23 protein-coding genes are annotated in these 22660 nt (G+C 63.3%); 6 read left to right on the top strand and 17 right to left on the bottom strand.

Annotated elements, in window-relative coordinates; all coding sequences use genetic code 11:
• Positions 1 to 2: 2 nt before the first annotated feature.
• The 11 genes from serS to argS form a co-directional block, all read right to left on the bottom strand.
• Entirely contained in the window at positions 3 to 1286 is a 1284-nt protein-coding gene (gene serS / locus Q0603_RS17155; RefSeq protein ID WP_298727973.1) for a serine--tRNA ligase, read from the bottom strand.
• 26 nt (positions 1287 to 1312) lie between these two features.
• Positions 1313 to 2158, bottom strand: a complete 846-nt coding sequence (gene tatC / locus Q0603_RS17150) for a twin-arginine translocase subunit TatC (protein WP_298727971.1) — start codon at positions 2156 to 2158, stop codon at positions 1313 to 1315.
• The gene (gene tatB, locus Q0603_RS17145; protein WP_298727969.1) at positions 2155 to 2586 is read right to left on the bottom strand and encodes a Sec-independent protein translocase protein TatB; all 432 of its coding nucleotides are present in this window, start codon (positions 2584 to 2586) and stop codon (positions 2155 to 2157) included. The genes tatC and tatB overlap by 4 nt, the downstream gene beginning before the upstream one ends.
• 67 nt (positions 2587 to 2653) lie before the next feature.
• On the bottom strand, positions 2654 to 2899 hold the full coding sequence (locus Q0603_RS17140) for a twin-arginine translocase TatA/TatE family subunit (RefSeq protein WP_298727967.1): 246 nt from the start codon (positions 2897 to 2899) through the stop codon (positions 2654 to 2656).
• A 107-nt stretch (positions 2900 to 3006) separates the two neighbouring features.
• A complete protein-coding gene (locus Q0603_RS17135; RefSeq protein ID WP_298727966.1) occupies positions 3007 to 4056 on the bottom strand; it encodes an ABC transporter ATP-binding protein in 1050 nt (349 codons plus the stop codon).
• 8 nt (positions 4057 to 4064) lie between these two features.
• On the bottom strand, positions 4065 to 5177 hold the full coding sequence (gene scpB / locus Q0603_RS17130) for an SMC-Scp complex subunit ScpB (protein ID WP_298728057.1): 1113 nt from the start codon (positions 5175 to 5177) through the stop codon (positions 4065 to 4067).
• 3 nt (positions 5178 to 5180) lie between these two features.
• Positions 5181 to 6068: a ScpA family protein gene (locus Q0603_RS17125; protein ID WP_298727964.1), complete on the bottom strand. Its 888-nt coding sequence runs from the start codon at positions 6066 to 6068 to the stop codon at positions 5181 to 5183.
• A 30-nt stretch (positions 6069 to 6098) separates the two neighbouring features.
• Positions 6099 to 6794 carry a site-2 protease family protein gene (locus tag Q0603_RS17120; RefSeq protein ID WP_298727961.1) on the bottom strand — a complete coding sequence of 232 codons (696 nt, stop codon included), beginning with the start codon at positions 6792 to 6794 and terminating at the stop codon, positions 6099 to 6101.
• Positions 6791 to 7837, bottom strand: a complete 1047-nt coding sequence (nagZ, locus tag Q0603_RS17115) for a beta-N-acetylhexosaminidase (RefSeq protein ID WP_298727959.1) — start codon at positions 7835 to 7837, stop codon at positions 6791 to 6793. The genes Q0603_RS17120 and nagZ overlap by 4 nt, the downstream gene beginning before the upstream one ends.
• The gene (locus tag Q0603_RS17110; protein WP_298727957.1) at positions 7824 to 8723 is read right to left on the bottom strand and encodes an SPOR domain-containing protein; all 900 of its coding nucleotides are present in this window, start codon (positions 8721 to 8723) and stop codon (positions 7824 to 7826) included. The genes nagZ and Q0603_RS17110 overlap by 14 nt, the downstream gene beginning before the upstream one ends.
• 3 nt (positions 8724 to 8726) lie before the next feature.
• The gene (argS, locus tag Q0603_RS17105; protein ID WP_298727955.1) at positions 8727 to 10478 is read right to left on the bottom strand and encodes an arginine--tRNA ligase; all 1752 of its coding nucleotides are present in this window, start codon (positions 10476 to 10478) and stop codon (positions 8727 to 8729) included.
• Between the two features lie 157 nt (positions 10479 to 10635).
• Here argS and erpA point away from each other — a divergent pair, with 157 nt between their 5' ends.
• From erpA to Q0603_RS17090, 3 genes are all read left to right on the top strand, one after another.
• Entirely contained in the window at positions 10636 to 11025 is a 390-nt protein-coding gene (erpA, locus tag Q0603_RS17100) for an iron-sulfur cluster insertion protein ErpA (protein WP_298727953.1), read from the top strand.
• 162 nt (positions 11026 to 11187) lie between these two features.
• A complete protein-coding gene (gene xth / locus Q0603_RS17095) occupies positions 11188 to 11964 on the top strand; it encodes an exodeoxyribonuclease III (RefSeq protein WP_298727951.1) in 777 nt (258 codons plus the stop codon).
• A gap of 30 nt (positions 11965 to 11994) precedes the next feature.
• On the top strand, positions 11995 to 12897 hold the full coding sequence (locus Q0603_RS17090; protein WP_298727949.1) for an alpha/beta hydrolase: 903 nt from the start codon (positions 11995 to 11997) through the stop codon (positions 12895 to 12897).
• On the opposite strand, the gene Q0603_RS17085 is transcribed toward Q0603_RS17090, so the two are convergent.
• Positions 12894 to 13868, bottom strand: coding sequence for a glycosyltransferase family A protein (locus Q0603_RS17085; protein WP_298727947.1), 975 nt, complete (start codon positions 13866 to 13868; stop codon positions 12894 to 12896). The two genes, Q0603_RS17090 and Q0603_RS17085, sit on opposite strands and share 4 nt — an antisense overlap.
• A gap of 370 nt (positions 13869 to 14238) precedes the next feature.
• On the opposite strand from Q0603_RS17085, the gene Q0603_RS17080 reads away from it, so the two are divergent.
• Positions 14239 to 15372, top strand: a complete 1134-nt coding sequence (locus Q0603_RS17080) for a hypothetical protein (protein ID WP_298727945.1) — start codon at positions 14239 to 14241, stop codon at positions 15370 to 15372.
• An 18-nt stretch (positions 15373 to 15390) separates the two neighbouring features.
• Here Q0603_RS17080 and recQ read toward each other — a convergent pair whose 3' ends face one another.
• From recQ to Q0603_RS17065, 3 genes are all read right to left on the bottom strand, one after another.
• Complete coding sequence (gene recQ, locus Q0603_RS17075) at positions 15391 to 17241, bottom strand: DNA helicase RecQ (protein ID WP_298727943.1); 1851 nt, start codon at positions 17239 to 17241, stop codon at positions 15391 to 15393.
• Positions 17242 to 17377: 136 nt separating this feature from the next.
• Positions 17378 to 17773 carry a DUF427 domain-containing protein gene (locus tag Q0603_RS17070; protein WP_298727941.1) on the bottom strand — a complete coding sequence of 132 codons (396 nt, stop codon included), beginning with the start codon at positions 17771 to 17773 and terminating at the stop codon, positions 17378 to 17380.
• A gap of 27 nt (positions 17774 to 17800) precedes the next feature.
• Entirely contained in the window at positions 17801 to 18226 is a 426-nt protein-coding gene (locus tag Q0603_RS17065) for a hypothetical protein (protein ID WP_298727939.1), read from the bottom strand.
• 19 nt (positions 18227 to 18245) lie between these two features.
• Between Q0603_RS17065 and Q0603_RS17060 the strand changes: the two genes are divergently transcribed.
• A complete protein-coding gene (locus Q0603_RS17060) occupies positions 18246 to 19133 on the top strand; it encodes a LysR family transcriptional regulator (protein WP_298727937.1) in 888 nt (295 codons plus the stop codon).
• 415 nt (positions 19134 to 19548) lie between these two features.
• Here Q0603_RS17060 and Q0603_RS17055 read toward each other — a convergent pair whose 3' ends face one another.
• Positions 19549 to 20076: a DUF4760 domain-containing protein gene (locus tag Q0603_RS17055; protein ID WP_298727935.1), complete on the bottom strand. Its 528-nt coding sequence runs from the start codon at positions 20074 to 20076 to the stop codon at positions 19549 to 19551.
• 311 nt (positions 20077 to 20387) lie between these two features.
• On the opposite strand from Q0603_RS17055, the gene Q0603_RS17050 reads away from it, so the two are divergent.
• Positions 20388 to 20696, top strand: a complete 309-nt coding sequence (locus Q0603_RS17050; RefSeq protein ID WP_298727933.1) for a SemiSWEET transporter — start codon at positions 20388 to 20390, stop codon at positions 20694 to 20696.
• 326 nt (positions 20697 to 21022) lie between these two features.
• Here the strand turns inward: Q0603_RS17050 and Q0603_RS17045 are convergent, their stop codons facing one another.
• Complete coding sequence (locus Q0603_RS17045) at positions 21023 to 22549, bottom strand: M81 family metallopeptidase (RefSeq protein ID WP_298727931.1); 1527 nt, start codon at positions 22547 to 22549, stop codon at positions 21023 to 21025.
• Between the last annotated feature and the right edge of the window lie 111 nt (positions 22550 to 22660).

Genomic DNA, 22660 nt, shown 5'->3' with positions numbered 1-22660 from the left:
GATCAGCTTGCCTTTTCGATCTTCTTCAAACCGCCCATATAGGGCTGCAACGCATCCGGCACGCTGATGCTGCCATCCTCGTTCTGGTAATTCTCCATCACCGCGATCAAGGTGCGGCCGACCGCGAGGCCAGAGCCATTGAGCGTATGGACGAAACGGGTCTGCTTCTCACCCGGCGCACGGCAGCGGGCGTTCATGCGCCGCGCCTGCCAGTCCCAGCAATTCGAACAGGACGAAATCTCGCGATACTGATTCTGGCCCGGCAGCCAGACTTCGATGTCATAGGTCTTGCGCGCCGCACCGCCCATATCGCCGGCGCAGAGCAGCATGGTGCGGAATGGCAGGCCAAGCCGCTTGAGCACGGTCTCGGCGGCATCGGTCATCCGCTCATGCTCTTCCACCGACTTCTCCGGCGCAACGATGCTGACGAGTTCGACCTTGTCGAACTGATGCTGGCGGATCATGCCTCGCGTATCGCGGCCGGCCGCGCCCGCTTCGGAGCGGAAACACGACGTCAGCGCAGTCATGCGCCAGGGCAACTCGCTCTCGTCGATGATCAGATCGCGCGCCAGATTAGTCAGCGGCACTTCCGCCGTCGGGATCAGCCAATAGCCGACCGTCGTGCGGAACAGGTCGTCGCCGAATTTTGGCAACTGGCCGGTGCCATAGGCGGTGGCGTCGTTGACCAGAAGCGGCGGTTGCATCTCGGTATAGCCGAATTCGGTGGTGTGCAGGTCGAGCATGAACTGCCCGAGCGCACGCTCCAGCCGCGCGAGCTGGCTCTTCAGCACCGTGAAGCGCGCACCCGCCAGCTTCACGCCGGCGGCGAAATCCATGTAGCCCAGCGCCTCGCCGAGATCGAAATGCTCCTTCGGCTTGAAACCGAAAGCCTTCGGTTCGCCATAACGGCGCAGCTCGACATTTGATTTCTCGTCCAGTCCATCGGGCACGTCATCGCCGGGCAGATTGGGGATGCGCGACAGCGCATCGTTCAGCGCTGCCTCATGCTCTTTCTGCTCGGCTTCCAGGGCGGCCAGGCGATCCTTGAGCGCGCCGACCTCGGTCATCAGCTCCTGCGCCCGGGCCTCGTCCTTCTTGGCCTTGGCGGCGCCGATCTCCTTGGACAGCGAATTGCGCTTGGCCTGCACCTGGTCGAATTCGGCCTGCGCCGCGCGGCGCTTCCTGTCGAGTTCGATCAGCGCAGCCGATTGCGGTGCCAAACCGCGCCGGGCGATCGCCTTGTCGAAGGCCTCCGGATTCTCCCGGATGAACTTGATGTCATGCATTGCAAACTACCACTCAGAACCGGTCATCAGGACGCAGAAGAGGATTGCGCCCCCTCCTTAGCCTCGTCCTTTTCGGCCTCCGCCTTCTCCGCCGCCTCTTTCTTGGCGCGATCCTTCTCGATCATTTTCACGGAGAGGATGGAAATTTCGTAAAGCAGGATCAGCGGAAGCGCGAGGCCGATCTGGCTGATCACATCCGGCGGCGTCACGATGGCCGCGAAGATGAACATGCCGACGATGGCGTATTTGCGCTTCGCGGCGAGCCCGGCCGATGTCGCGATGCCGACCCGGCCCAGCAGGGTCAGCAGCACCGGCAGTTCGAAAGCAATGCCGAAGGCAAAGATCAGCGTCATCACCAGCGACAGATACTCGCTGACCTTCGTTTCAAGCTGGATCGGAATTGTGCCGTCGCCGCCCGGCGCCTCGAAGCCGATGAAGAACTTCAGCGCCAGCGGCATGATGAAGAAATAAACGAAGGCGCCGCCAATGGCGAACAACACCGGCGTGGCGACCAGGAACGGCAGAAACGCCTTGCGCTCGTGCTTGTAGAGGCCCGGCGCGACGAACATCCAGATCTGGCTGGCGATCACCGGAAAGCTGACCAGCGCCGCCGCCCAGAAGGCCAGACGGATATAGGTGAAGAAGGCTTCCTGCGGCGCCGTGAAGATCATGCGCCGGCCTTCGGTGCCGGTCGCCTCGATCAGCGGATACATCAGGATGTTGTAGATATACGGCGCGAAGAAATAGCAGGCGACGAAGGCGACGAAGATCGCCCCGATAGAATACATCAGCCGGTTGCGCAGCTCGATCAGATGATCGAGCAGCGGCATGCGAGAGGCTTCGACCTCGTCCTCCGGTTTCTGTTCACTCACGATTTCGTCTCATCCTTGGCAGGCACGGGCGCGGCCGCGACATCGGCCGGTACTTCCGCGGCTGTCGTCGCCTCAGCGGCCTTCTCCTCAGCCGGAGGCTCCATCACCGGCTGGGGCTCGGCGAATGGATCGTCGATCTTGGTGGTCTCCTGGAAGCTCTTTTCCAGCGAGCCATCGGGGTCGATGGTCTTCTTGACTTCCTTCTCCAGCGAAAAGTCGCTGACCTGCTTGGCGGCCTTGCGCAGCTCGTCCAGCTCCGCCTCGCGCACCATGTCGTCGATGCCGCTCTGGAACTCACGCGCCATGGCCCGCGCCTTGGCCGTCCACTGGCCAACCGTGCGCAGGACTTTGGGCAAGTCCCTCGGGCCGATGACCACGAGGGCGACCACCGCGATGATACCGAGTTCTGACCAGGCAATGTCGAACATCGCCGCCTACGCCGTCCGCTGGGTTATGCCGCGGCGGTTGCACGCTCCGCCGCGCATGCTGATTCAGTCAGTTCTGCGCAGACTTGTCGGCCGGTGCGCCGGTATTGGCGGCTCCGCCGGTCGGCTGGCTCTGCTGATTGATCACCGGCGGCTGACCGGCCGGCTTCTCGTCGACGTCTTCCTTCATGCCCTTGCGGAAGTTCTTGATGCCGGAGGCAAGATCGCCGGCGACTTTCGGCAATTTGCCGGCGCCGAAGATGATCAGAATCACCAGCAGGACGATTAGCCAGTGCCAAAAACTAAAGCTACCCATACCCTTATCTCCTCCTACGAGAGGCCTGCCCGGCTTCCGCGGGGCGCCTGCCGACGCAGGGCCGCACTATGGCAGAGGTAGCGCGGGGAAGGCAATCTTTCACCCCCTCACGAGGCGGGAAAAACGAAGCAGAACTCTGGGTTAAGACCAAACCGTATTGTCGCACCCAGCGGGGGCAGCGGCCCCGCGGGCAATCGTGCCGCCAGTCTCATTCCGGCGCCTGTGATTTCCAGGCGACGATAGGCCCCCAAGGCCGTCGCACGCTCCACCGTCAGCGCCACTCCGCCTTCGTCCTGCTCCTGCAGCGCCTCGGGGCGGAACATCAGAATGGCGGAACTGCCCTCGCCCAGTTGCGGCGCCGCTACGGCGCCGAAAGGTGTATGCACCCTGCCGCCTTCAACCCGTCCCGGGATTTCATTGGTTTCGCTTAGAAAACGTGCAACGAACGGCGTGGCCGGCGCGGCGTAGACGCGATCCGGCGTGTCGATCTGCTCGATCCGGCCTGCGCGCATGATGGCAATCCGGTCGCTCATCCGCATTGCCTCTTCCGGATCATGAGTGACCAGCAGAGTCGCCGTGCCGGCCTGTTTTAGCACCGCCACGGTCTCGTCGCGGATCTGGTCGCGCAGGCGGCTGTCGAGGCTTGAGAACGGCTCGTCCAGCAGCATCACGCGCGGCTCCGGCGCCATTGCGCGGGCCAGGGCGACGCGCTGCTGCTCGCCACCGGAAAGCTGATGCGGATAGGCATCGAAATGACCGCCCAGGCCGAGCCGGTCGGCCCAGAGCTTGGCCCGCGCCCGCCGTTCGGCCTGCGGCAGGCGGCTCAGGCCGAAGGCGATATTGTCGGCCACGCTCAGATGCGGGAACAGGGCATGATCCTGGAACACCATGCCGATATGGCGGCGCTCGGTCGGGATATTGACGCCGCGGCCCGCCACCACCTCGCCGCCGATGCGCACCTCGCCCTGCTGCAGATCCTCAAGACCGGCCGCCAGGCGCAATGTCGTGGATTTGCCGCAGCCGGACGGCCCCAGAAGGCCGAGGATTTCGCCGGGCTTTACGCTTAGACTGACCTGCTCGACGGCGCGGCGACTGCCGTAACGATGGCTGACCGCGATCAGGTCCAGGCCGCTGGCTTGTCCCACCGGTTCAGCCATGGCGGAACTCAGTCATTCTGGCGGTTGGGCACGTCGTCGTCTTTGTCGGACTCGTCGTCTTTATCGGACTCGTCATCATCGTCCGCGTCATCATCGTCCGAATCATCATCGTCCGAATCATCGTCGTCCGAGTCATCGTCGTCCGAGTCATCGTCGTCGTCGGAATCCTCGTCCGCATCCTGGTCATCGGACTCGTCTTCGTCGTCCGCGCCGTCATCCTCATCGGAGGCCGCTTCCGCCTTCGGCGTCTCTTCCTCGGGGATCAGCGGCTCGAGGAATTCGCGGCCGTCATCGTCCTCATCCAGTGGATCTTCCGGCGCGACATCCAGGGCCTCTCCTGGCATCGGGATACCGCCGCTCGCCGGCAGGGCTTCCAGCAGGCCGGAAGCGCGCAGTTCCTCAAGGCCCGGCAGCGCATCGATGCTCTCAAGCCCGAAATGCACCAGGAATTCGTCGGTCGTGCCGTAGGTGACCGGGCGGCCAGGCACGCGGCGGCGGCCGCGCACCTTCACCCACTCGGCTTCCATCAGTACGTCCAGCGTGCCCTTGCTGAGGCTGACGCCGCGGATCTCCTCGATCTCGGCGCGGGTGCAGGGCTGGTGATAGGCGATGATCGCCAGGGTCTCGATGGCGGCGCGCGACAGCTTGCGCTGCACCTGACGGTGTTCTTCCAGCAGATACTGCAGGTCCGGCGCGGTCATGAAGGCCCAGCGGCCGGCGACCTTCTTCAGGATCACGCCACGGCTGCGATACTGATCCTCCAGTGCGGCCAGCACGGCCGGCACGCGGGTGCCCTTCGGCAGGCGCTTGCGCAGCGTGGCCTCGTCCAGCGGCTCGGCCGCGGCGAACAGCAGGGCTTCGGCCATGCGCACGGCGGCGGTGAAGGCCTCTTCCTTGTCGGCCTCGCTCTTCTCGCCATTCTCGTCGTCGCCGTCGCCGTTTTCTTCGTTCTGGTTATCGCTCGCGCCGGCCTCGTCGGCGCCGCTCTCACCATCTGCAGCATCGGCCTCGGCCGCAGGCGTCTCGTCGCCCTGCTCGGCTTCCGTCATTGCTTCGACGGCCACAGCTTCGTTTTCCTCTTCCGGCCGTTCGTCGACCGGCAGCGCATCATTCGACTGCATCACTTACTCTTCCGAAGGGGCCGCCGGCTGCGCATTGGCCTGGCGGCGGATGTAGATGGGACCGAAGGTTTGCACCTGCTTCAGTTCGATCAGGCCCTGCTTGGCCATTTCGAGGCTGGCGTTGAACGTCGAGGCGAGCGCCGAGCGCACGGTGAACGGATCGTCCAGCTCGGCCGGCAGGAAGGCCTGCAGGGTCGCCCAGTCGGGGATCTGCCCGATCATGTTACGCAGCCGCGCCAGCGCCTCCTCCACCGAGACGATGCGACGGCGCGCCATCTTCATGGTCAGCGCTTCGGTCGAGCCCTTGGAGGCACGGAACTCGGCATAGGCTTTCAGCAGCTCGTAGAGCGTGGCGTTGTAGACCGACTTGCGAATGACGCGCACACCTTCCGGCTTGCCGCGCAGGAACATCGCCAGGCCGACCTGGTCGCGCTGCATCAGCTGGTCGGCAACCTTGCGCATGGCCTCCAGGCGCTGCAGCTGCAGCTGCAGGCGGGCCGCCATGTCGGCACCCGACGGCTCGCCTTCCTTCTCAGGCTCGGGCACCAAGAGGCGCGACTTCAGATAGGCCAGCCAGGCCGCCATCACGAGATAGTCGGCGGCGATCTCGATGCGCACCTTGCGCAGTTCCTGGATGAAGGCGAGATACTGCTCGGCCAGCGCCAGGATGGAGATGCGCCGCAGGTCGACCTTCTGCTCGCGCGCCAGCGTCAGCAGGACGTCGAGAGGACCTTCGAAGACATCCAGATTAAGAACGAGCTGCTCGCCGACGCGAACGCCGCCTGCCCCTTCCAGGCCATCGCGCTGCGCCTGCTCGAACGGCTCGGAGGCCTGTACCTCAGCCGGAACGGCCTCAGGCGCGGAATCGGGGGTATTCGCGGGTTCGGTCACAGCGTTAAATCCAGCTTCGGGGCAGCGGTGTTAACCGCTGTGCCCGGACAACACAAGCAGGATATCCCGCAGGCCGGCAATGATCGGCATAATCAGCTCGAACAACGGGTTCCAGGCACTGCCGAATTGGCTGGCCGCAAAGGGGACGACCAACAGCAGAATCAGCAAAATGACCATGCCATAGCGCTCCAGCCGGGCCAAGGGCCGTGCCAGCACCAGCGGCAGCCAGCCAACCGCCACCCGCCCGCCATCCAGCGGCGGCAAAGGTATCATATTAAAAACGCACAATATCAGGTTGATAAGAATAGCATTTTGAAGATTCATCGCGATCCAGGTGCCAAGCGTCTCACTGAAATACGGCACCAGATGGAACAGCAGCATGGCCGCATAGGCCTGCCCCAGATTGACCAGCGGCCCGGCAATCGCCACCACCGCCATGTCGCGGCGCGGCGACGGCAGGTTCCAGAAGTTCACCGGCACCGGCTTGGCCCAGCCGAACAGGAACGGTGCCCGCAGCAGCAGCAGCATGCCCGGGATCAGGATCGTGCCGACCGGATCGACATGGCGCAGCGGATTGAAGCTGACCCGCCCCTGCCGCAGGGCCGTGTCATCACCCAGTTTCCAGGCGACCCAGCCATGGGCGGCCTCATGCAGGGTGATCGCCAGCAGAACCGGCAGCACCCAGGCCGAGGCTTCGAAGATGAACCCGACGATATCGCCGCTCACGCGCCTGCCTGCTCCATCAGCCGGCCATAGCGCTCGCGCTCGGCAGCGCCAAACGGCGCGGGCTTGGCCGGCAGGCTGGCACGGGCGCGTCCGATCCGCTCCGCCGCCGCTTGCGTCATCGCCGGCAGAGCCGCCAGCAGCGCCTGCATCTCAGCGAGGTCGCCCGAGCAATGCAGCACCAGATCGCAGCCTGCCGCCAGCGAGGCAGCACCCGTTTCGGCCGGCGCGCCCTTCAGCGCCTTCATGTTGAGGTCGTCGGAAATCAGTACGCCGTCGAAGCCGATATGGCCGCGCACGATCTCGGCGATCACCTTCGGTGACATGGTTGCGGGCTGCGCCGGATCAATGGCGCTGTAGACGATATGCGCCGTCATCGCCCAGGGCGCGTCCTTCAGGGCCTTGAAGGGGCGGAAATCGCTGTGCTGCATGGTGGTGATATCGGTATCTACCACCGGCAAGTCCAGATGGCTGTCGATATGCGAGCGGCCATGACCCGGAATATGCTTGATCACCGGCAATACGCCGGCATCCGTCAGGCCGCGCATCACCGCCCGGCCGATCGCCGCGACGGTTTCCGGATCGCGGCCATAGGCGCGGTCACCGATTACGTCATGCGCACCTTCGATCGGCAGGTCGGCCACTGGCGCGCAATCGACATCGATGCCCAAAGCCGCCAGTTCCGCGCCGATCCAGCGCGAATTCAGATAGGCCGCTTCTTCGCCAGCCTGACGGTCGCGTTCGAACAGCGCGCCGAACACTGCACCTGGCGGGAATTTCGGCCAATGCGGCGGTTTCAGCCGGGCGACGCGGCCGCCCTCCTGATCGATCAGCACCGGGGCTTTATCGTTGCCGACAATGCCGCGGAAATCGCTAATCAGCGCTTTGACTTGCGCGGGATTGTCGATGTTGCGGGCGAACACGATCAGGCCGAGCGGCTTGCGCACGCCGAACAGCACGCGCTCTTCCGCCGTCAGTTGCAGGCCCTGACAGCCGACGATGACGGGCGCGTAGGCGCTCCAGTCGGTGCGGTCAGCGGCCGACAACGATGCAGCCCTGGTTCTTGGCAGCGAGCTGCTGGCACACCGCCTGCGCCGCAGCACGGTCCTTCAGCGGCCCGGCCTGCAGGCGAATGAAGGTCCCCTTGTTCGGAATCTCGACACGCTCATAGGAGGGCGACAGATCGCCCAGGATATCGGGATATTTCTTCTGCAACTGGCTCCAGGTCGACTGCGCCGCAGCCTGATCCTTCAGCGAGGCGAGCTGGACCTTCGCCGTGCCGCCTGGCGAAGCGACTCTTGCCGCCGGCTTCGGCGCGGCAGCAGTCTGCGTGCTGGCCGGCTTCTCAGTTGCCTTCTCTGCTGTCTTTTCAGCTGCCGTCTCAGCAGACTGGTCAGCGGACTTGGTCTCTGTCGAGCCAACAACGCTCGGGCTCGGCACTGGACTCGGGGCCGTGGTCTGGTTCGGCACGCCGTTGGTCGGCCGCATCGGGATCGTTATCCCACCATTCGCAGCGCCATTGCCCGTGGGCGCAACGGCCACGTTGGGCTGCGGCGCGGACGGAGCTGCAGTCGGCGCGGGCGGCGCAATGGGACGCTCAGGCGGCGGCAGCAGACGCTCGGTCTGCGGCCCCTGCTGATTGGTGTTGCCGGTGATGCGCTCGTAGATCTGCTTGTCCTGATTGGGCACCTGCATGCCACCGGGATTTTCCGGCGCCACCTTGGTCGGGCCCTGATCGGCGCGGATCAGCGGCGGCGCGCCGCTGGCGCCGCGCTTCACGCCTTGGTCATAGGCGAACCAGATGCCGATACCGAAGGCGGCCACCGCGCCCAGCGCAATCGCCGCAGTGATCATCTTCTTCGGATTGCCGGGAGCCTGTTCCGTTTCGCTCGGAACCGGCCGCGCATTCCGATCGGTACGCAGATCACTCATCACTCACCTCATTTCCTCGACGGGCGTCACACCCATCACCGACAAGCCGGAGGCGATCACCAGCGCAACGGCGCGCAGCATCGCCAGGCGCGCACGGGTCAGGTTCAGATCGTCCGGCAGAAGGAAGCGCACGCTGGTATCGTCGCGCCCCACATTCCACAGGCCATGGAAGGCCGCCGCCACATCCTGCAGATAGAAGGCAACGCGGTGCGGCTCATGCGCCTCGGCGGCGCTTTCCACCAACCGAGGCCAGTTGGCTAGCAGCTTGATCAGGGCCAGTTCCGAAGGATGATTGAGCAGGCTCATATCCGCCTGCGCCAGCGCACCGTCTCCGGTGTCGATCTGCGGCACTTCGCCGGCCGCATTGCGCAGCACCGAGCAGATGCGCGCATGGGCGTACTGCACGTAGAAGACCGGATTGTCCTTCGACTGTTCGGTCACCTTCTTGAAGTCGAAATCGAGCTGCGCGTCGTTCTTTCGCGTCAGCATGATGAAGCGCACGACATCTTTGCCGACTTCATCCACAACGTCGCGAAGGGTTACGAAAGTACCGGCCCGCTTGGACATTTTCACCGGCTGGCCGCCATCCAGCAGATTGACCATCTGCACCAGCTTGACGTCCAGATCGGCCTCGCCGTTGGAAATCGCTTTTACGGCGGCCTTCATGCGCTTCACATAGCCGCCATGATCGGCGCCCCAGACGTCGATCATCTTCTTGAAGCCGCGCCGGTACTTGTCGTCGTGATAGGCGATATCGGCGCCGAAATAGGTCCACGAGCCGTCCGATTTCTTCAGCGGGCGGTCCGTGTCGTCGCCGAATTCGCTGGCCTTGAACAGTTCCTGCGGCCGCGGCTCGTAATCGTCGGGCACCTTGCCCTTCGGCGGTTCCAGCACGCCGGTATAGATCAGGCCACGCTGCTTCAGCCGGTCGAAGGCATGCTGCACCGCGCCGGAATCATGCAGCGCCTTTTCCGACGTGAAGATCTCGTGATGGATGTTCAGTGCGGCGAGATCCTCGCGGATCACCGCCATCATGGCGTCGGTCGCTTCCTGGCGGAAAAGCTGCAGCCATTCCTGCTCGGGTGCGGTCTTGAACTTGTCGCCGTATTTCTTGGCCAGGGCCTCGCCCACCGGCTTCAGATAGTCGCCGGGATAAAGCCCTTCCGGGATCTCGATGGTCTCGCCCAGCGCCTCGCGGTAGCGCAGATGCGTCGAGCGGGCCAGCACGTCTACCTGCGCGCCGGCATCGTTGATGTAATATTCGCGGGCAACCTGATAGCCGGCCTTGGCCAGCAGCGCCGCCAGGGCATCGCCAAACACCGCGCCGCGGCAATGGCCGACATGCATCGGGCCGGTCGGATTGGCCGAGACATATTCCACATTCACCGGCTCGCCCGCGCCCAGGTCGCTGTCGCCATAGGCCGTGCCTGCCTTGAGGATCACGCCCACCTGGCGCTGCCAATAAGCCGTGTTGAGCCGCAGGTTGATGAAGCCGGGACCGGCTATCTCCACCGCCTCGACCGCCTCATGGGCTTCCAGCAGCGGCTTGATCTGCTCGGCCAGCGCCCGCGGCGCCATCTTGGCCGGCTTGCCCAGCACCATGGCCACGTTGGTCGCCAGATCGCCATGCGACGGATCGCGCGGGGGCTCGACGGTGATGGCGGACAGCGGCAGTTCACCGGCCAGCACACCCTGTTCGGAAAGACGCTGCACGGCCGCCATGATGGCGCGGCGGAATTCAGTAAAAACGTTCATTTCGGAAGGCTTTTTCTTAATCGTCCTGATTCGGGGCGGACACTACCGACTGCCTGCCTGAGCCGCAACACGCCCCGGTTAAATTGACTTCCGCGCGCGGTTCCCTAAATTGCTGATAGAGTGTGGCAAATTATTGGTAAACCGAGTGTAAATGCCGATGACCGAGACAGCACAACCTGAAGCCAAAACGGCATCTGCCGCGCCGGCCACCTTCAACGGTGACCCGGTGGGTCTGACGGCTTCGGCTGCGCGTCGCATCCGCAAGGTGGCCGAGGCCGAGGGCAACCCGGCGCTGGCGCTGCGGATCAGCGTTTCCGGCGGCGGCTGCTCCGGCTTCCAATACGCCTTCTCGCTCGACGAGACGGAGACCCAGGACGACATCGTCATCGAACGCGACGGCGCCAAGGTCTATATCGACAGCATTTCGCTGGAATACCTGCGCGGCGCTGAGATCGATTTCGTCGAAGACCTGTCCGGCGCCGGCTTTCAGATCCGCAACCCGCTGGCTTCCTCGTCCTGCGGCTGCGGCAATTCGTTTTCGATCTGATCTGCCCCGCCCAGCCTATACCAACCTATAAACGTCATGCTCGGGCTTGGCCCGAGCATCCCCGAGTTCTTTTTCTATCCAAAGAATAAAACTCGGGGATGGCACGCCCAGGGCGTGCCATGACAATTTGTGTTGTCTGGTATTTCCCCTGATACTCCTGCCATGCGAATCACCACCTGGAACGTCAATTCGATCAAGGCGCGGCTGAACAACGTGACCGAATGGGTCCGGGCGGCCAGGCCGGATGTCATCATCTTCCAGGAGATCAAATGCCAGGATGCCGACTTCCCCTCGCTGGAATTCCAGTCGATGGGCTACAGCGTCCATGTGCATGGCCAGAAGAGCTATAACGGCGTCGCCATCCTGAGCCTGCAGAAACCCGATGCCGTGCGCAACCGCCTCGACGGCGACGAAACCGATGAGCAGTCCCGCTATATCGAAGCCGATATCGCCGGCATGACGATCTGCGGCCTGTATCTGCCGAACGGCAATCCGCGGCCTGGCGAAAAATATGAATACAAGCTGCGCTGGATGCAGCGCCTTTATCGTCGTGCCCAAAAGCTGCTCGAAGACGAGCGGCCTTTCCTGATGGCGGGCGATTACAACGTCTGCCCCACCGATATCGACGTCTACGATCCGGAAGCCTTTGCCGAAGATGCGCTTTGCTGGCCGGATACGCGGCGCGCTTTCCGCAGCCTGATCAATCTCGGCCTCACCGAAGCCTGGCGGGCGCTGCATCCCACCATTCAGGACTATACCTTCTGGGATTACCAGGGCGGCTGCTGGCCGAAGAACCAGGGCCTGCGCATCGATCATTTCCTGCTATCGCCGCAACTGGCGGACAGGCTGGTGAGCTGCGAGATCGACCGCAATCCGCGCGCCAAGGAAAAAGCCTCGGATCACGTGCCGGTCACCTGCGAGATCGCCGACGCCGCATGATCTCATAAGGCGGCAGAGAAAAACGACCCGATGCCGAACCTGCCGCTCTTCCTCGTCATCCTGCTGCTGCGGCTGGCTGGCCGCACCCGCAAATTCCGCAGTGCTGAAGACCTGCATCGCGAGGTTGCCAAGGAACGCCGCGTCCATAATCCCGTGCCCCCGGCGGATATCGCCAGGCGTTTCGCCGTCACGCATCGGGAAATTCATGGCCGCAGCGTCTATACGCTGGCGCCGCGTGGCGCTTCCTCCGGCGTATATGTCTTCTATCTGCATGGCGGCGCCTATGTCTCCGGGATCACGCCGTTTCACTGGCGCTTCCTGGCGCGGCTGATCGAGGACACGGGCTGCACCGTCACTGCGCCGCTTTATCCTCTGGCACCGGAAGCCAGTCACCGCGACGCGCATCCCTTCGCGCTTGAAGCCTACCGGCAGCTCGCGGCCCAGGCGCCGCCCGACAAACTCATTTTGATGGGAGACTCCTCCGGTGGCGGGTTCGCCTTGGCTCTGGCGCAGACGCTGCTCGAACAGGGCCTGCCGCAGCCGCGCAACATCGTGCTGATCTCGCCCTGGCTCGACATTACCGCAAAGAATCCCGATATCGCCAAGGTGCAGCCGCATGATCCCTGGCTGCGCGTGCCTGGCGCATTGGAAGCCGCGCGGCTCTGGGCCGCCGGAGCCGATCCAAACGATCCGAAACTCAGCCCGATCAACGGTCCCCTCAAGGGCCTCGGCCACCTGACCTTGTTCATCGGCACGCGCGACATCCTGCTGCCCGATTGCCGCAAACTGCGCGACCGCGCAAAAGCTGAAGGCGTGCCGCTGTGTTATGTCGAAGCGCCCGGCATGATCCATGTCTGGCCGATCCTGCCGGTCCGCGAGGCCAATGCGGCGATCCGCCAGATCGCGGGCATCGTCAAAGGTAATTGCGATTAAGCCGCTGTACGGCGATCGGAAGCACGGGGTGCCGGCCGTCGCATCACTGCGACTTCGTGCCTGCCTGCATCGCTCAGCATGTATTTGAGCTGCGCCCGCGCGCGCTGCAGCTTGAACGACCAGGCCATCAGATACAGCAACGGCTTCAGCCGCACCGCACGCGGCCCGAATTCCTCTATTGTATGCGTGAGGAAATGCAGCTCGCGCGGCGGCATCAGGTTGCGCAGGACGCCTTCCAGGCTGACCCGCAATTCGGGAAAGCGGTCCGGGTAATAGCGGCCCAGATCGCACTGGCCCTTGGTCACGCGCAGGATCTTGGTCAACTGCTCGCGATAACTGCGCGGCAGGTGATAGACCATCTGTTCCGGCGAATAGCGCTGGCGGAACCCGGCCGCATGGACGCGCCCGCCAAATTCCACATCGCCGCCGGAGCGCAGCCTTGGGTCAAAACCGCCGACATGCTCGATCACCGCGCGGCGGACGAACAGATTGGCCGTGGGACCGAAACGCGCGTGGCGGAAATGGCCTTCGACGGGAAAGGCGTTCAGCCAGTCGAAGACATGGCCGGGTGTCTCCACCGTATGCCGCGGGATCACAACCGGCCCGCAGACGTAATCGGCCTCGCGCAAGGCAGCGATGCCGGCTTCGATCCAGCCCGGCTCAACCATCGCATCGGCATCGACGAAGCCGATCCACTCGCCCTTCGTCAGCACCAGTGCGCAGTTGCGCGCCATGTAGGAGCCGCCATTGGGCATAACGGCCGCCTCTTCCACGTCGTAAGCCGCGGCGATGGCGGATGCATCGGGATCGGCGCCGTCATTGCCGACAACGATCTGCACAGGTATCTGCTGCCGGGCCGCCTTCAGCGAGGCGAGCGTGCGCCGCAGGCCTTCGGCATCCTTGCCGACCGGCACGACGATGCTGAGCAGTCCGGGCATCGCCGCATGCTGAAATGCTACCGGCGCACTCATGGCAGACGCCAATGGAGGACGAGGACCTGGGGAGTCCGGAAAAACATGCCGACCACGTTTTTTTAAGTTTCAGATTTGAGGTTCAGATGATTCGTTCCTGCAGTATGGCGGATCGGCGGAACGCCGTGTTCTGATCATTTGGTGACTAGGATGAGCGCAAGCATTGCGGCGGTTTCAGCGGTTGAATTCAACTGTCCCGCGACAGCGATCGGCGCATCGCCGGAAAACCGCGCATTCTGAAAAACGCAGGAAGAAGAATATTTTACCGAGGCTCCGCGGCATAAACGGTTAGTAACTTTTTTCGCGTCATGCTTCTCCCACATCATCCCGCTCAAGAGACGACGCGGCAGCAGCAAGAAAGAGGGAAGCTATGCTGTCCAGATTCTTGCTCATCGCCGCCTTGCTCGTCGCCCTCTTCGGCGTCATCGCTCCCCTGTCCGCTCAGCACCTCCCGCACGTCCCGGCGCGCGCGAAAGTCTGCCCGCTTTTCCTCACTCTCGACGATCCGGCCTATTGCAGCCTCGGGATTTCGCCTTCCGGCCTTGCCGCCACCTCGCGGCCGGCGAAGTTCCTCGCCGATGGCTCGCGGCTCATCGCGCTCGATCAGGCGATCCTCGATTCTGCCAGCCCCACGCCGCTGCTGACCTCAGGCCCGCAGCAGCCCTTCACCTATCATCCGCTGGGCCTTACCGTGATCCGCTCGGAAGCAACTGCCTGGGACAATCCCGGCCCGGTCAGCGTCTTCCGCGCCTCCAACAGCATGACAGCCTCCTACGATCTGCCGGCGCTGGAAAAGATCCCGCTGTTCAGCGGCCTGCGCGTGACAACCGACAGCAACATGAGCAAAGCCGCAGATGAGTTCAGCGCCGAGACCAAGACCAATTCCGCCACCAGCCGCATCGGCCTGACTTACGAAGACCGTGGCGTGACCATCGCCGTCAATCCGGATGTCGCCTTCAACTGGGGCGATGCGATCGCGGATGAGACCCGCTTCGGCCTCACCAACCTGATCTCAGCCCAGCTTGCGCCCGATCTAACGCTGACGCTGATCAGCGGCTATGACAGCTTCTCCTACAGCGGCGATCCGCTGCGCAACTACAACGCCATGCGCAACCGCATTGCCGTCAGCTACCGCTATCCCGGCGGCACCCGGATCGGCGCCTTCGCCCGCATCCGCAACGAGCAGGCCTACGATGAGGACCGCACCCTGATCGGGCCGGGCCTTTCGGTGACCGCGCCGCTAGGCACGACGCTCGATCTCACCACCACCACGGAACTGAACCTGACCGAGCGCGAGATGCGCGGGGACACCGATGTCTCGGTTTCGGAAGACGGCCATCTGCACAGCTTCGGCCTGCGGCTTGACTGGCGGCCGCTGGCTCTGGCCAGCCGCGCCGTCACCATCATGGCCGCCTATACGGTGAATTACGACAGCACGCTGCGCGACACGGACGCCGAGTCCGTGCAGAATCTCGCGCGCCTTGGTCTGGCAATGAAGTTCTGAAGCCTAGTCGGCCTAGAACTAGTCGGCAGCGTCCCGCGCCGGCTCATGCGCCAGCACCACATCCAGGAAAATCTGCCCGAAGCGTTCCAGCTTGGCGGCACCGATGCCGTGGATGGTGCTCATCCGGTAGAGATTGGTCGGCCGCTTCACGGCGAGTTCCAGCAGCGTGCGGTCGGAGAAGATGAGATAGGCCGGCTGCTGCAGTTCTGACGCCAGCCGCCGCCGCAGATCCTTCAGCGCCGCCAGCAGGCGCTGATCCTCGCCCGAGAGCAGCACTTCCGCCGCCGCCGAGGCCGAGCCGCCGCGCGCAGCCTTGCCGGAGCGTCTGCCCGCCTGCAGGCTGTCGCGCCGCAGCTCCACCTTCGCCTTGCCGCGCAATACCTCACGGCCCGCCTCGGTAATGAACCAAGCGCCATGGCCGGCAATGTCGAGATCGATCAGGCCTGCGCCGTAAAGCTGGCGGAAAATCGAGCGCCAGGCATTGGCGTGATGCTCCTTGCCGACGCCGAAGGTCGGCAGCCTGTCATGCTCCAGCCGCAGGATCGCATCGGTCGCATTGCCCAGCAGGATCTGCACCAGATGCTCGGTGCCGAAACGCTGGCCGGTGCGCATCATGGCCGACATCGCCTTCTGCGCCTCGACCGTGCCGTCGAACAGTGCCACCCCTTCCTGGCAGAGATCGCAATGACCGCAGGGCTCGGCCTGCTCGCCGAAATAGGCGAGCAAGGTCTGCCGGCGGCAGCGCGGGCTTTCGCACAAAGCCACCAGCGCGTTGAAGCGCTGACGCTGCACCCGCTTGCGCTCGTCGCTCGCCTCGCCCTCCTCGATCTGCAGCCGCCGCAGCCGCATGTCGTCCAGGCCATAGAGCGTCAGCGTCTCGGCCGGCAATCCGTCGCGTCCCGCGCGGCCGATCTCCTGGTAATAGGCTTCCACATTGGCCGGCATGTCGGCATGGCAGACGAAGCGCACATCGGGCTTGTCGATGCCCATGCCGAAGGCGACAGTCGCCACCATCACCACGCCGTCCTCGCGCAGGAAGATGTCCTGGTTCTCGTCGCGCTGCGCCTTGTCCATTCCGGCGTGATAGGGCAGCGCGCGATGCCCCATGGCGGCGAGATCGGCCGCCATCTGCTCGGTGCGCTTCTTCGACAGGCAATAGACGATGCCGCTCAAACCCCGCCGCGCGGCGATGAAATCGCCGATCTGCTTGCGCGCATTGGCCTTGGGCTGCATCGCCAGATGCAGGTTGGGCCGGTCGAAACTGCGGATGAAGGTCTTCGGCTGGCTGGCGCCGAACAGCTTGGCGACGATATCGGCCCGCGTCGGCGCATCGGCCGTCGCCGTCAGCGCAATCGTCGGCACGTTTCCCAGAGCCGCCCGCACCTCGCCCAGAGCCAGATATTCCGGCCGGAAGTCATGGCCCCATTGCGAGACGCAATGCGCCTCGTCGATCGCCAGCAGGCAGGGCTTCACCCCCGCCAGCAGCGCGAGCGTGCCATCACGCACCAGCCGCTCCGGCGCGATATACAGAAGCCGCAGGCTGCCCTCGCGCACAGCGCGCAGCACCCGCGCATTCTCTTCTTCGCTGTTGGAGGAATTGAGGCTCGCGGCGCTGACGCCATAGCCCTGGAGCTGCCGCACCTGATCGCGCATCAGCGCGATCAGCGGCGAGACCACGACGGTCAGGCCGCCGCGCACAATGGCCGGAAGCTGATAGCAGAGCGACTTGCCCGAGCCAGTCGGCATCACCGCCAGCACGTCTTCGCCATTCAGCAAGGCGGCAACGATCTCCGCCTGGCCGGCACGGAAACTCTCGAACCCGAAAACCTGATGAAGCGCGGCCTCGGCCGCGGCGAAGCTGGATGACATCCCGACCGCATCTGCGGCACCGATTCGCCGCGTGTCATCCTGGATAGCAAAATTCGCCCCTTGCCGCGACCGCTGCAGCGGCTTTGCTCCGCCTCACAGGCATCAATGCGGCGCGATTTGGCGAACAACCGCCGATTTACAGCTCTTCGATCCTGTCGATGCGGTCCGGATAGAAGGCCAGATGATTCCTGATCGCCGCCATGGCGGGATAAGGCTCTTCGTAGCTCCAGACGGCATTCTCCGCCTCTGCCCCATCCGCCACCAGGCTGTAATAGGCGGCATCGCCCTTATAGGGGCAATGCGTGGCATGATCGGTGCGGCGCAACGCCGTCATGTCGGCATCCTCGCGCGGAATGTAGAGAACGGCCGGATAGCTCGCCTCCTTCAGGCTCAGCGCGCGCGTGCTGTCGGCCACGACGCGGCCCCTGAAATGCACGCGCACGTGCTTGGGATGCGGCGTGATCGCGATCGGATGGTCGGACCCCGGTTCTTTATGCTCGGGTTCTCTATGTTCTGCATGCTTTGCACTCATGGCTTGCGCTCCTGGGGTTGGCCTCCGCTACTCAGCGCAGGTAGAGCGCGCGGCATGCAAATCCAGAGCCTCCTGTCTCTTTGATCGCCTTCCGAACAGCCACGAGAATCCGGCGCGGATCATTCGGACCATCCGAGCAAAGGCCGCATCGATAGCCTGCGCACGCAAGGCCAGCGCGCGGTCGCGGTAGTAATCCATCTCGGCGGCGGGAATGCCGCGCATCAGGCCGTAGCGTCCTGCCATGCCGGCGCCTGACATACTGGCGCCTGGCATACCGGCACCTGGCTCGCTGCCGCCCGGATAACCGCTCCTCAAATGACGTCTGCCCGCATGGCCGCAATATTGGTCAGGCTGCTTCATGGCGCCCTCCGCTTCATGCCGCTTGTTGGCGATTGCATGAAGGGAATATTGCGCAGCCACCCCAATCACGTAAAATGAATAATAATGATGCAATCCATCAGAAATTGAGAATATGGAACTCTCCGACCTGCATGTCTTCCGCACCGTTGTCGAAGCCGGCGGCATCACCCATGCGGCCAAGCGCCTGCACCGCGTGCAATCCAACGTCACCGCACGCATCCGCAAGCTGGAAGAGGATCTGCAGGTGCAGCTTTTCGTGCGCGAAAGCCGCCGGCTGCAGCTCACGCCGGCCGGACGCACCCTGCTCGGCTATGCCGATCAGCTTCTTGGCCTCGCCGCACGCGCCCGCGAGGCGCTGCACGACACGACGCCGCGAGGCCTGTTGCGCATCGGCACGATGGAAAGCACCGCCGGTGTGCGGCTGCCGGCGCCGCTGGCGGAATATCACCGCCGCTATCCCGAGGTGCAGATCGAACTGGAGATCGGCTCGCCGCGCACTCTGATCCCGCGCCTGCTCGACGGTACGATGGATGTCGCACTGCTGGCCGAGCCTTTCGAAGGCGGCATCGCGGCGCTGGATGCGCGCTTCGATCACCGCGTTGTTTTCGTGGAAAACCTGGTGCTGGTTTCGGCCGCCAATCATCCGCCGATCCGGCGGCCGCAGGATGTGAAGGTCGGCACGGTGCTCGCCTTTCATCCTGGCTGCTCTCACCGCGAAAGGCTGCTCGCCTGGTTCACGCGCGGCGGCGCCAATCCTGGCCGCGTGGTGGAGCTCTCTTCCTATCATACGATGCTCGGCTGCATCGCGGCGGGCATGGGCGTGGGCCTGATGCCAGCCAGCGTGCTGCAGAATTTCAGCGGTAGCGACCGCCTGCGCACGCACAAGCTCCCGCCGCCCTTTCACAAGGCGCAGACCGTGATGCTCTGGCGCAAGGAAATGCCAACGCCGAAAGTGCTGGCGCTGGCGGAGATACTGGAGAAGGGGCGGGCAAGTGCGTAAAGAATGGTGAACGATTGGTCGGGCTGTTGACTGAAAGGAAACAACAGGTAGCCATCACTTAGCTTCCGGCCATACAATCTCACACATCTTGTCGAACCCCGCACAACACGCACGTCTTAAAGCCAAATTGATCGACGTATATGTAGGCAGATCTACATCGAGCAACCTGACATTTTCCCAAGCTCAATGACCTTAAGTTTCCGCAGGTACTATGCCAAAGTCGATTGACTTGCTTTGTAATACGCTTGCCTAGCTTTCTGATCGCCGTCCCATTCGTCCACACCCGATGATGCAAGCGTCATCGGAACGTACAAGGCCGTCAACCACGCTTGATTGAAAAGATCTAGACTTGCTTGTTCCAAACTCTCGGAAGCAGGGGCATCTATTATATCATAATTCAATTGTTCTCGTGTTATCAGCTTTTCCAATTCGCATCTTCTCTCCGACGCCTTTCAAATTTGTCACAAACTTTGTTGTATTCGATAAAATCTGTTGTCAGGCATTCATAATATTCTTTGAAAATTCTGTTATCGACATTTCTCAATTCCTTCCGTCGATTAATCATTATGGATCCGAGATGCTCGTATATGATGTCCTCGTCATACATTCCTTGCTTTAGGCCGATACTAATAGCCTCAAAAAAATTCAGCACAGTGCGCACAGAATCCCCTAGCTCTTGCTCCCTACTTGGATCAAAAGAGATTCGTTTTTCACTTATATTGTAGAAGATTCGCGCAGAAGCACTGATCACTGGATCGCTATCGTAGCGATCGCATGCCTGCAACGTTGCCCACAGTTTCTGCTGTCGAATTGCATTGCGCAGCTGCTGCCATGCGACTACTACCAGCAAAGCTGTAAAGAAAGTTGTCAATAAGGCGACATAGAAATTTCCGATGTCAACGGCGAAGCAATAACCGAAAAGGCATTCTTCTCTCGTCGGCATGCTTTCCCCGCCAGACGGTTAGTTTGTACTTTTCTTATTCCCTAGGGCATCAATCTAATATCGATCCCGTTATCTCCGCCAGCTTGTAGTGATTCCTATTGCGATCACACGATCTACGCACATACGCCTTCAGCCAATGAATACAATGTTATGTGGGGCAAGCTGTGGGGGATGTACTGGAAATACAAGAGTAACGCGCGGACGCCCGGTAACGGATTTAGTATCGCCCTAGGCACGCCTTTCCCTTGGAACGCGCCTCCTTTCCCCGCGTTGCTGTGAGGCATGTCCACGCTCAGCATTCGAGGGAAGCCTTGCCCATAGACATCGTCACCCTGCTCGGCGCGCTGGCCGGAACGGCTTCCACCATCAGCTTCGCGCCGCAGGCCTGGAAGGTGATCAAGTCGCGCCAGACCGCCGACCTGTCGCTGCGCATGTATCTGATCACCGTGACCAGCTTCGCGCTCTGGCTCGCCTACGGCATCTCGCTCGGCGAATGGCCGCTGATCGTCAGCAATGGACTGTGCCTGCTGATGTCGGGTTTCATCCTAGTGATGAAGCTGGCGCCGCAGAAGGTGAAGCACGAGATCGCCGACACGGTCGATCCGGCGGCGAGGGACTGAACGGCCCGGGCATGACGCCTTTCACAGACGACGCCTTGCCTGTGACCTTGTACTCGGCGCCACCCTCACCCTCCCGCCGCTGCGCGGCGGGTCCTCCCTCTCCCGCAAGCGGGAGAGGGTAATGGCGCGCTTCATTCCCTCTCCCTGGGAGATGAAGGGAGAGGGTCTTGCGCTCCCTCTTGCCACCCGGCCGCCTATCGCTGGTTGCATGCGCGCCGCGGCTTAGGGTGGCCCAGCGCATCACACCAGCCTGCCCCGCGCAAACACGGCCCCGGCGTCCCGCTCCCGGGCCGCCGCCGCCTTTGCTCCAGCCGTGAAGCCCGCCGTTATGCCGGCTGGTGCACCCGCCCCTTTGGGCTCAGCCGCATGCCGGCCCGCAGCCGCTTGTAGGGCAAGGTCTCGGCCCGCTCGATGAAGGCGCCGGGGCTTTCCACGGTCAGGATCTCCTCGGCGATATCGGTGAAGTCGCCGCGGAAATGCACCGTGCTCTTGACGCCGACGATCTGGCGCTGGCCCGGCTCGATGCCGAGATGGCGATACATCTCCTTGTCGGCCGCCTGCACGCGAATCGAGTTGACTACGAGGTCAACGCCGCCCCCATTCGGTGTCGGGCACTGCAGCCGCGCCATCGGGCCGAGCGCCATGCGCGTGCCCTTGTAGAAAGGCCCCGTGCAGAGGAATTTGCCGTCGCCGAGCTTCGCCACCTTGAAGCGGTTGCGATAGGGCTGCGCGCCGTCGAACATTTTGCCGCCGACGGCGATCTCGATCTCGCTGCCCTCGCCCGCCTGATGCGCGATCTTGGCCGCTTCCGGGTCGCAGAGCAGGCCAAGCGTCGCATCCGGCACGCCCTGCCTGATCAGCGCAGCCAAGAGGCCCGTGGTGTCCGAAGTCGCGCCGGCGCCGGGATTATCCTGCACGTCGGCCAGCACGATGGACTTGCGCGCGCCGCCGACGATCAGCCGGCGCGCCTCCTCGATGGCCTCGTCCGGCGACAGCAGCCGTGTCCTGAACTCCGCCTCACGCTCGGTGATATGGCGCGCGAGATCGTCGGCGGCCTTGTCGGCGGCTTCCTGCGTGTCGGCATAGGCGACCACCGTCGGCCCGCATTCGGCGATATCGGCCGGATGGAAGCCGGGCGAAAAACTGAGCGAGCTGACCGCGCCGCGCTCCATGTCGCCCAGCAGTTCGTAGATGCTCCTGCACGGCTCGATGAAACTGCACTGCGCCGTCAGCGGGATCAGGAACGGCAGGCGGCGGTGCGCTTTGGCCTGGCGCTTGCGCTCGCCGGTCAGCAGCTTCTCAAGCTGCCGCGCAACCCGGCCGCCAGTTACCGCCATGTCCAAATGCGGATAGGTGCGGTAGGCGATCAGCACGTCCGCATGGCGCACCATCGCCTCGGTGACGTTGGCGTGCAGGTCGAGGCTGACACCGATCGGCAGGTCCGGGCCGACGACCGCGCGGATACGGCGCAAGAGCTCGCCCTCGCCATCCTCATGGCCCTCGGTGACCATGGCGCCGTGCAGGTCGAGATAGATCGCGTCGATGCGGCCCTTCAGCGCCGCGATGCCGTCGACGATCTTCTTGGCCACGTATTCGAAGGCTTCGGTGGTGACGTAGGAAGAAGGCTGCGCCGCCGCCCAGACGATCGGCTCAAGCTGCCAGCCCTTGGGCTTGGCGCTGGTGATGAAGCCGCCGATGGGAATGTTCATCGGCTCGAAGACCTCGAAGATCGCCTTGCCCTCGGTCAGCGGCGGCCAGCCCTCGCCTTCGATGAACTTGTCAAGCGTCGCGCGGTGCGGCGCAAAGGTGTTGGTCTCGTGCTGGAAGCCGGCAATGGCAATGCGGAAGGTCATGGAGTGTCAGCCTGGTATTTTGTTGTTTGGATCAAGCTTAGACAGGATGCCGAAATGCTGTCCATGCAAAAAAGAAAGGCGCCCGAAGGCGCCTCTCATGCAAAACCCGTC

It is taken from the genome of uncultured Ferrovibrio sp. (assembly GCF_937960835.1).
Taxonomy (GTDB): domain Bacteria; phylum Pseudomonadota; class Alphaproteobacteria; order Ferrovibrionales; family Ferrovibrionaceae; genus Ferrovibrio.
Note: the sequence above shows the minus strand (reverse complement) of the source record. Positions and strands in the feature narration are given on the sequence as shown.

What these genes read in the sequence shown, in the direction of transcription:
- Q0603_RS17055 (WP_298727935.1), bottom strand. Translation starts at nt 20,076, where the DNA reads ATGCCGACGAGAGAAGAATGCCTTTTCGGTTATTGCTTCGCCGTTGAC.
- recQ (WP_298727943.1), bottom strand. Translation starts at nt 17,241, where the DNA reads ATGTCATCCAGCTTCGCCGCGGCCGAGGCCGCGCTTCATCAGGTTTTC.
- tatB (WP_298727969.1), bottom strand. Translation starts at nt 2,586, where the DNA reads ATGTTCGACATTGCCTGGTCAGAACTCGGTATCATCGCGGTGGTCGCC.
- Q0603_RS17135 (WP_298727966.1), bottom strand. Translation starts at nt 4,056, where the DNA reads ATGGCTGAACCGGTGGGACAAGCCAGCGGCCTGGACCTGATCGCGGTC.
- xth (WP_298727951.1), top strand. Translation starts at nt 11,188, where the DNA reads ATGCGAATCACCACCTGGAACGTCAATTCGATCAAGGCGCGGCTGAAC.
- argS (WP_298727955.1), bottom strand. Translation starts at nt 10,478, where the DNA reads ATGAACGTTTTTACTGAATTCCGCCGCGCCATCATGGCGGCCGTGCAG.
- Q0603_RS17070 (WP_298727941.1), bottom strand. Translation starts at nt 17,773, where the DNA reads ATGAGTGCAAAGCATGCAGAACATAGAGAACCCGAGCATAAAGAACCG.
- Q0603_RS17085 (WP_298727947.1), bottom strand. Translation starts at nt 13,868, where the DNA reads ATGAGTGCGCCGGTAGCATTTCAGCATGCGGCGATGCCCGGACTGCTC.
- scpB (WP_298728057.1), bottom strand. Translation starts at nt 5,177, where the DNA reads ATGCAGTCGAATGATGCGCTGCCGGTCGACGAACGGCCGGAAGAGGAA.
- Q0603_RS17110 (WP_298727957.1), bottom strand. Translation starts at nt 8,723, where the DNA reads ATGAGTGATCTGCGTACCGATCGGAATGCGCGGCCGGTTCCGAGCGAA.
- serS (WP_298727973.1), bottom strand. Translation starts at nt 1,286, where the DNA reads ATGCATGACATCAAGTTCATCCGGGAGAATCCGGAGGCCTTCGACAAG.
- Q0603_RS17060 (WP_298727937.1), top strand. Translation starts at nt 18,246, where the DNA reads ATGGAACTCTCCGACCTGCATGTCTTCCGCACCGTTGTCGAAGCCGGC.
- Q0603_RS17080 (WP_298727945.1), top strand. Translation starts at nt 14,239, where the DNA reads ATGCTGTCCAGATTCTTGCTCATCGCCGCCTTGCTCGTCGCCCTCTTC.
- Q0603_RS17140 (WP_298727967.1), bottom strand. Translation starts at nt 2,899, where the DNA reads ATGGGTAGCTTTAGTTTTTGGCACTGGCTAATCGTCCTGCTGGTGATT.
- Q0603_RS17045 (WP_298727931.1), bottom strand. Translation starts at nt 22,549, where the DNA reads ATGACCTTCCGCATTGCCATTGCCGGCTTCCAGCACGAGACCAACACC.
- erpA (WP_298727953.1), top strand. Translation starts at nt 10,636, where the DNA reads ATGACCGAGACAGCACAACCTGAAGCCAAAACGGCATCTGCCGCGCCG.
- Q0603_RS17090 (WP_298727949.1), top strand. Translation starts at nt 11,995, where the DNA reads ATGCCGAACCTGCCGCTCTTCCTCGTCATCCTGCTGCTGCGGCTGGCT.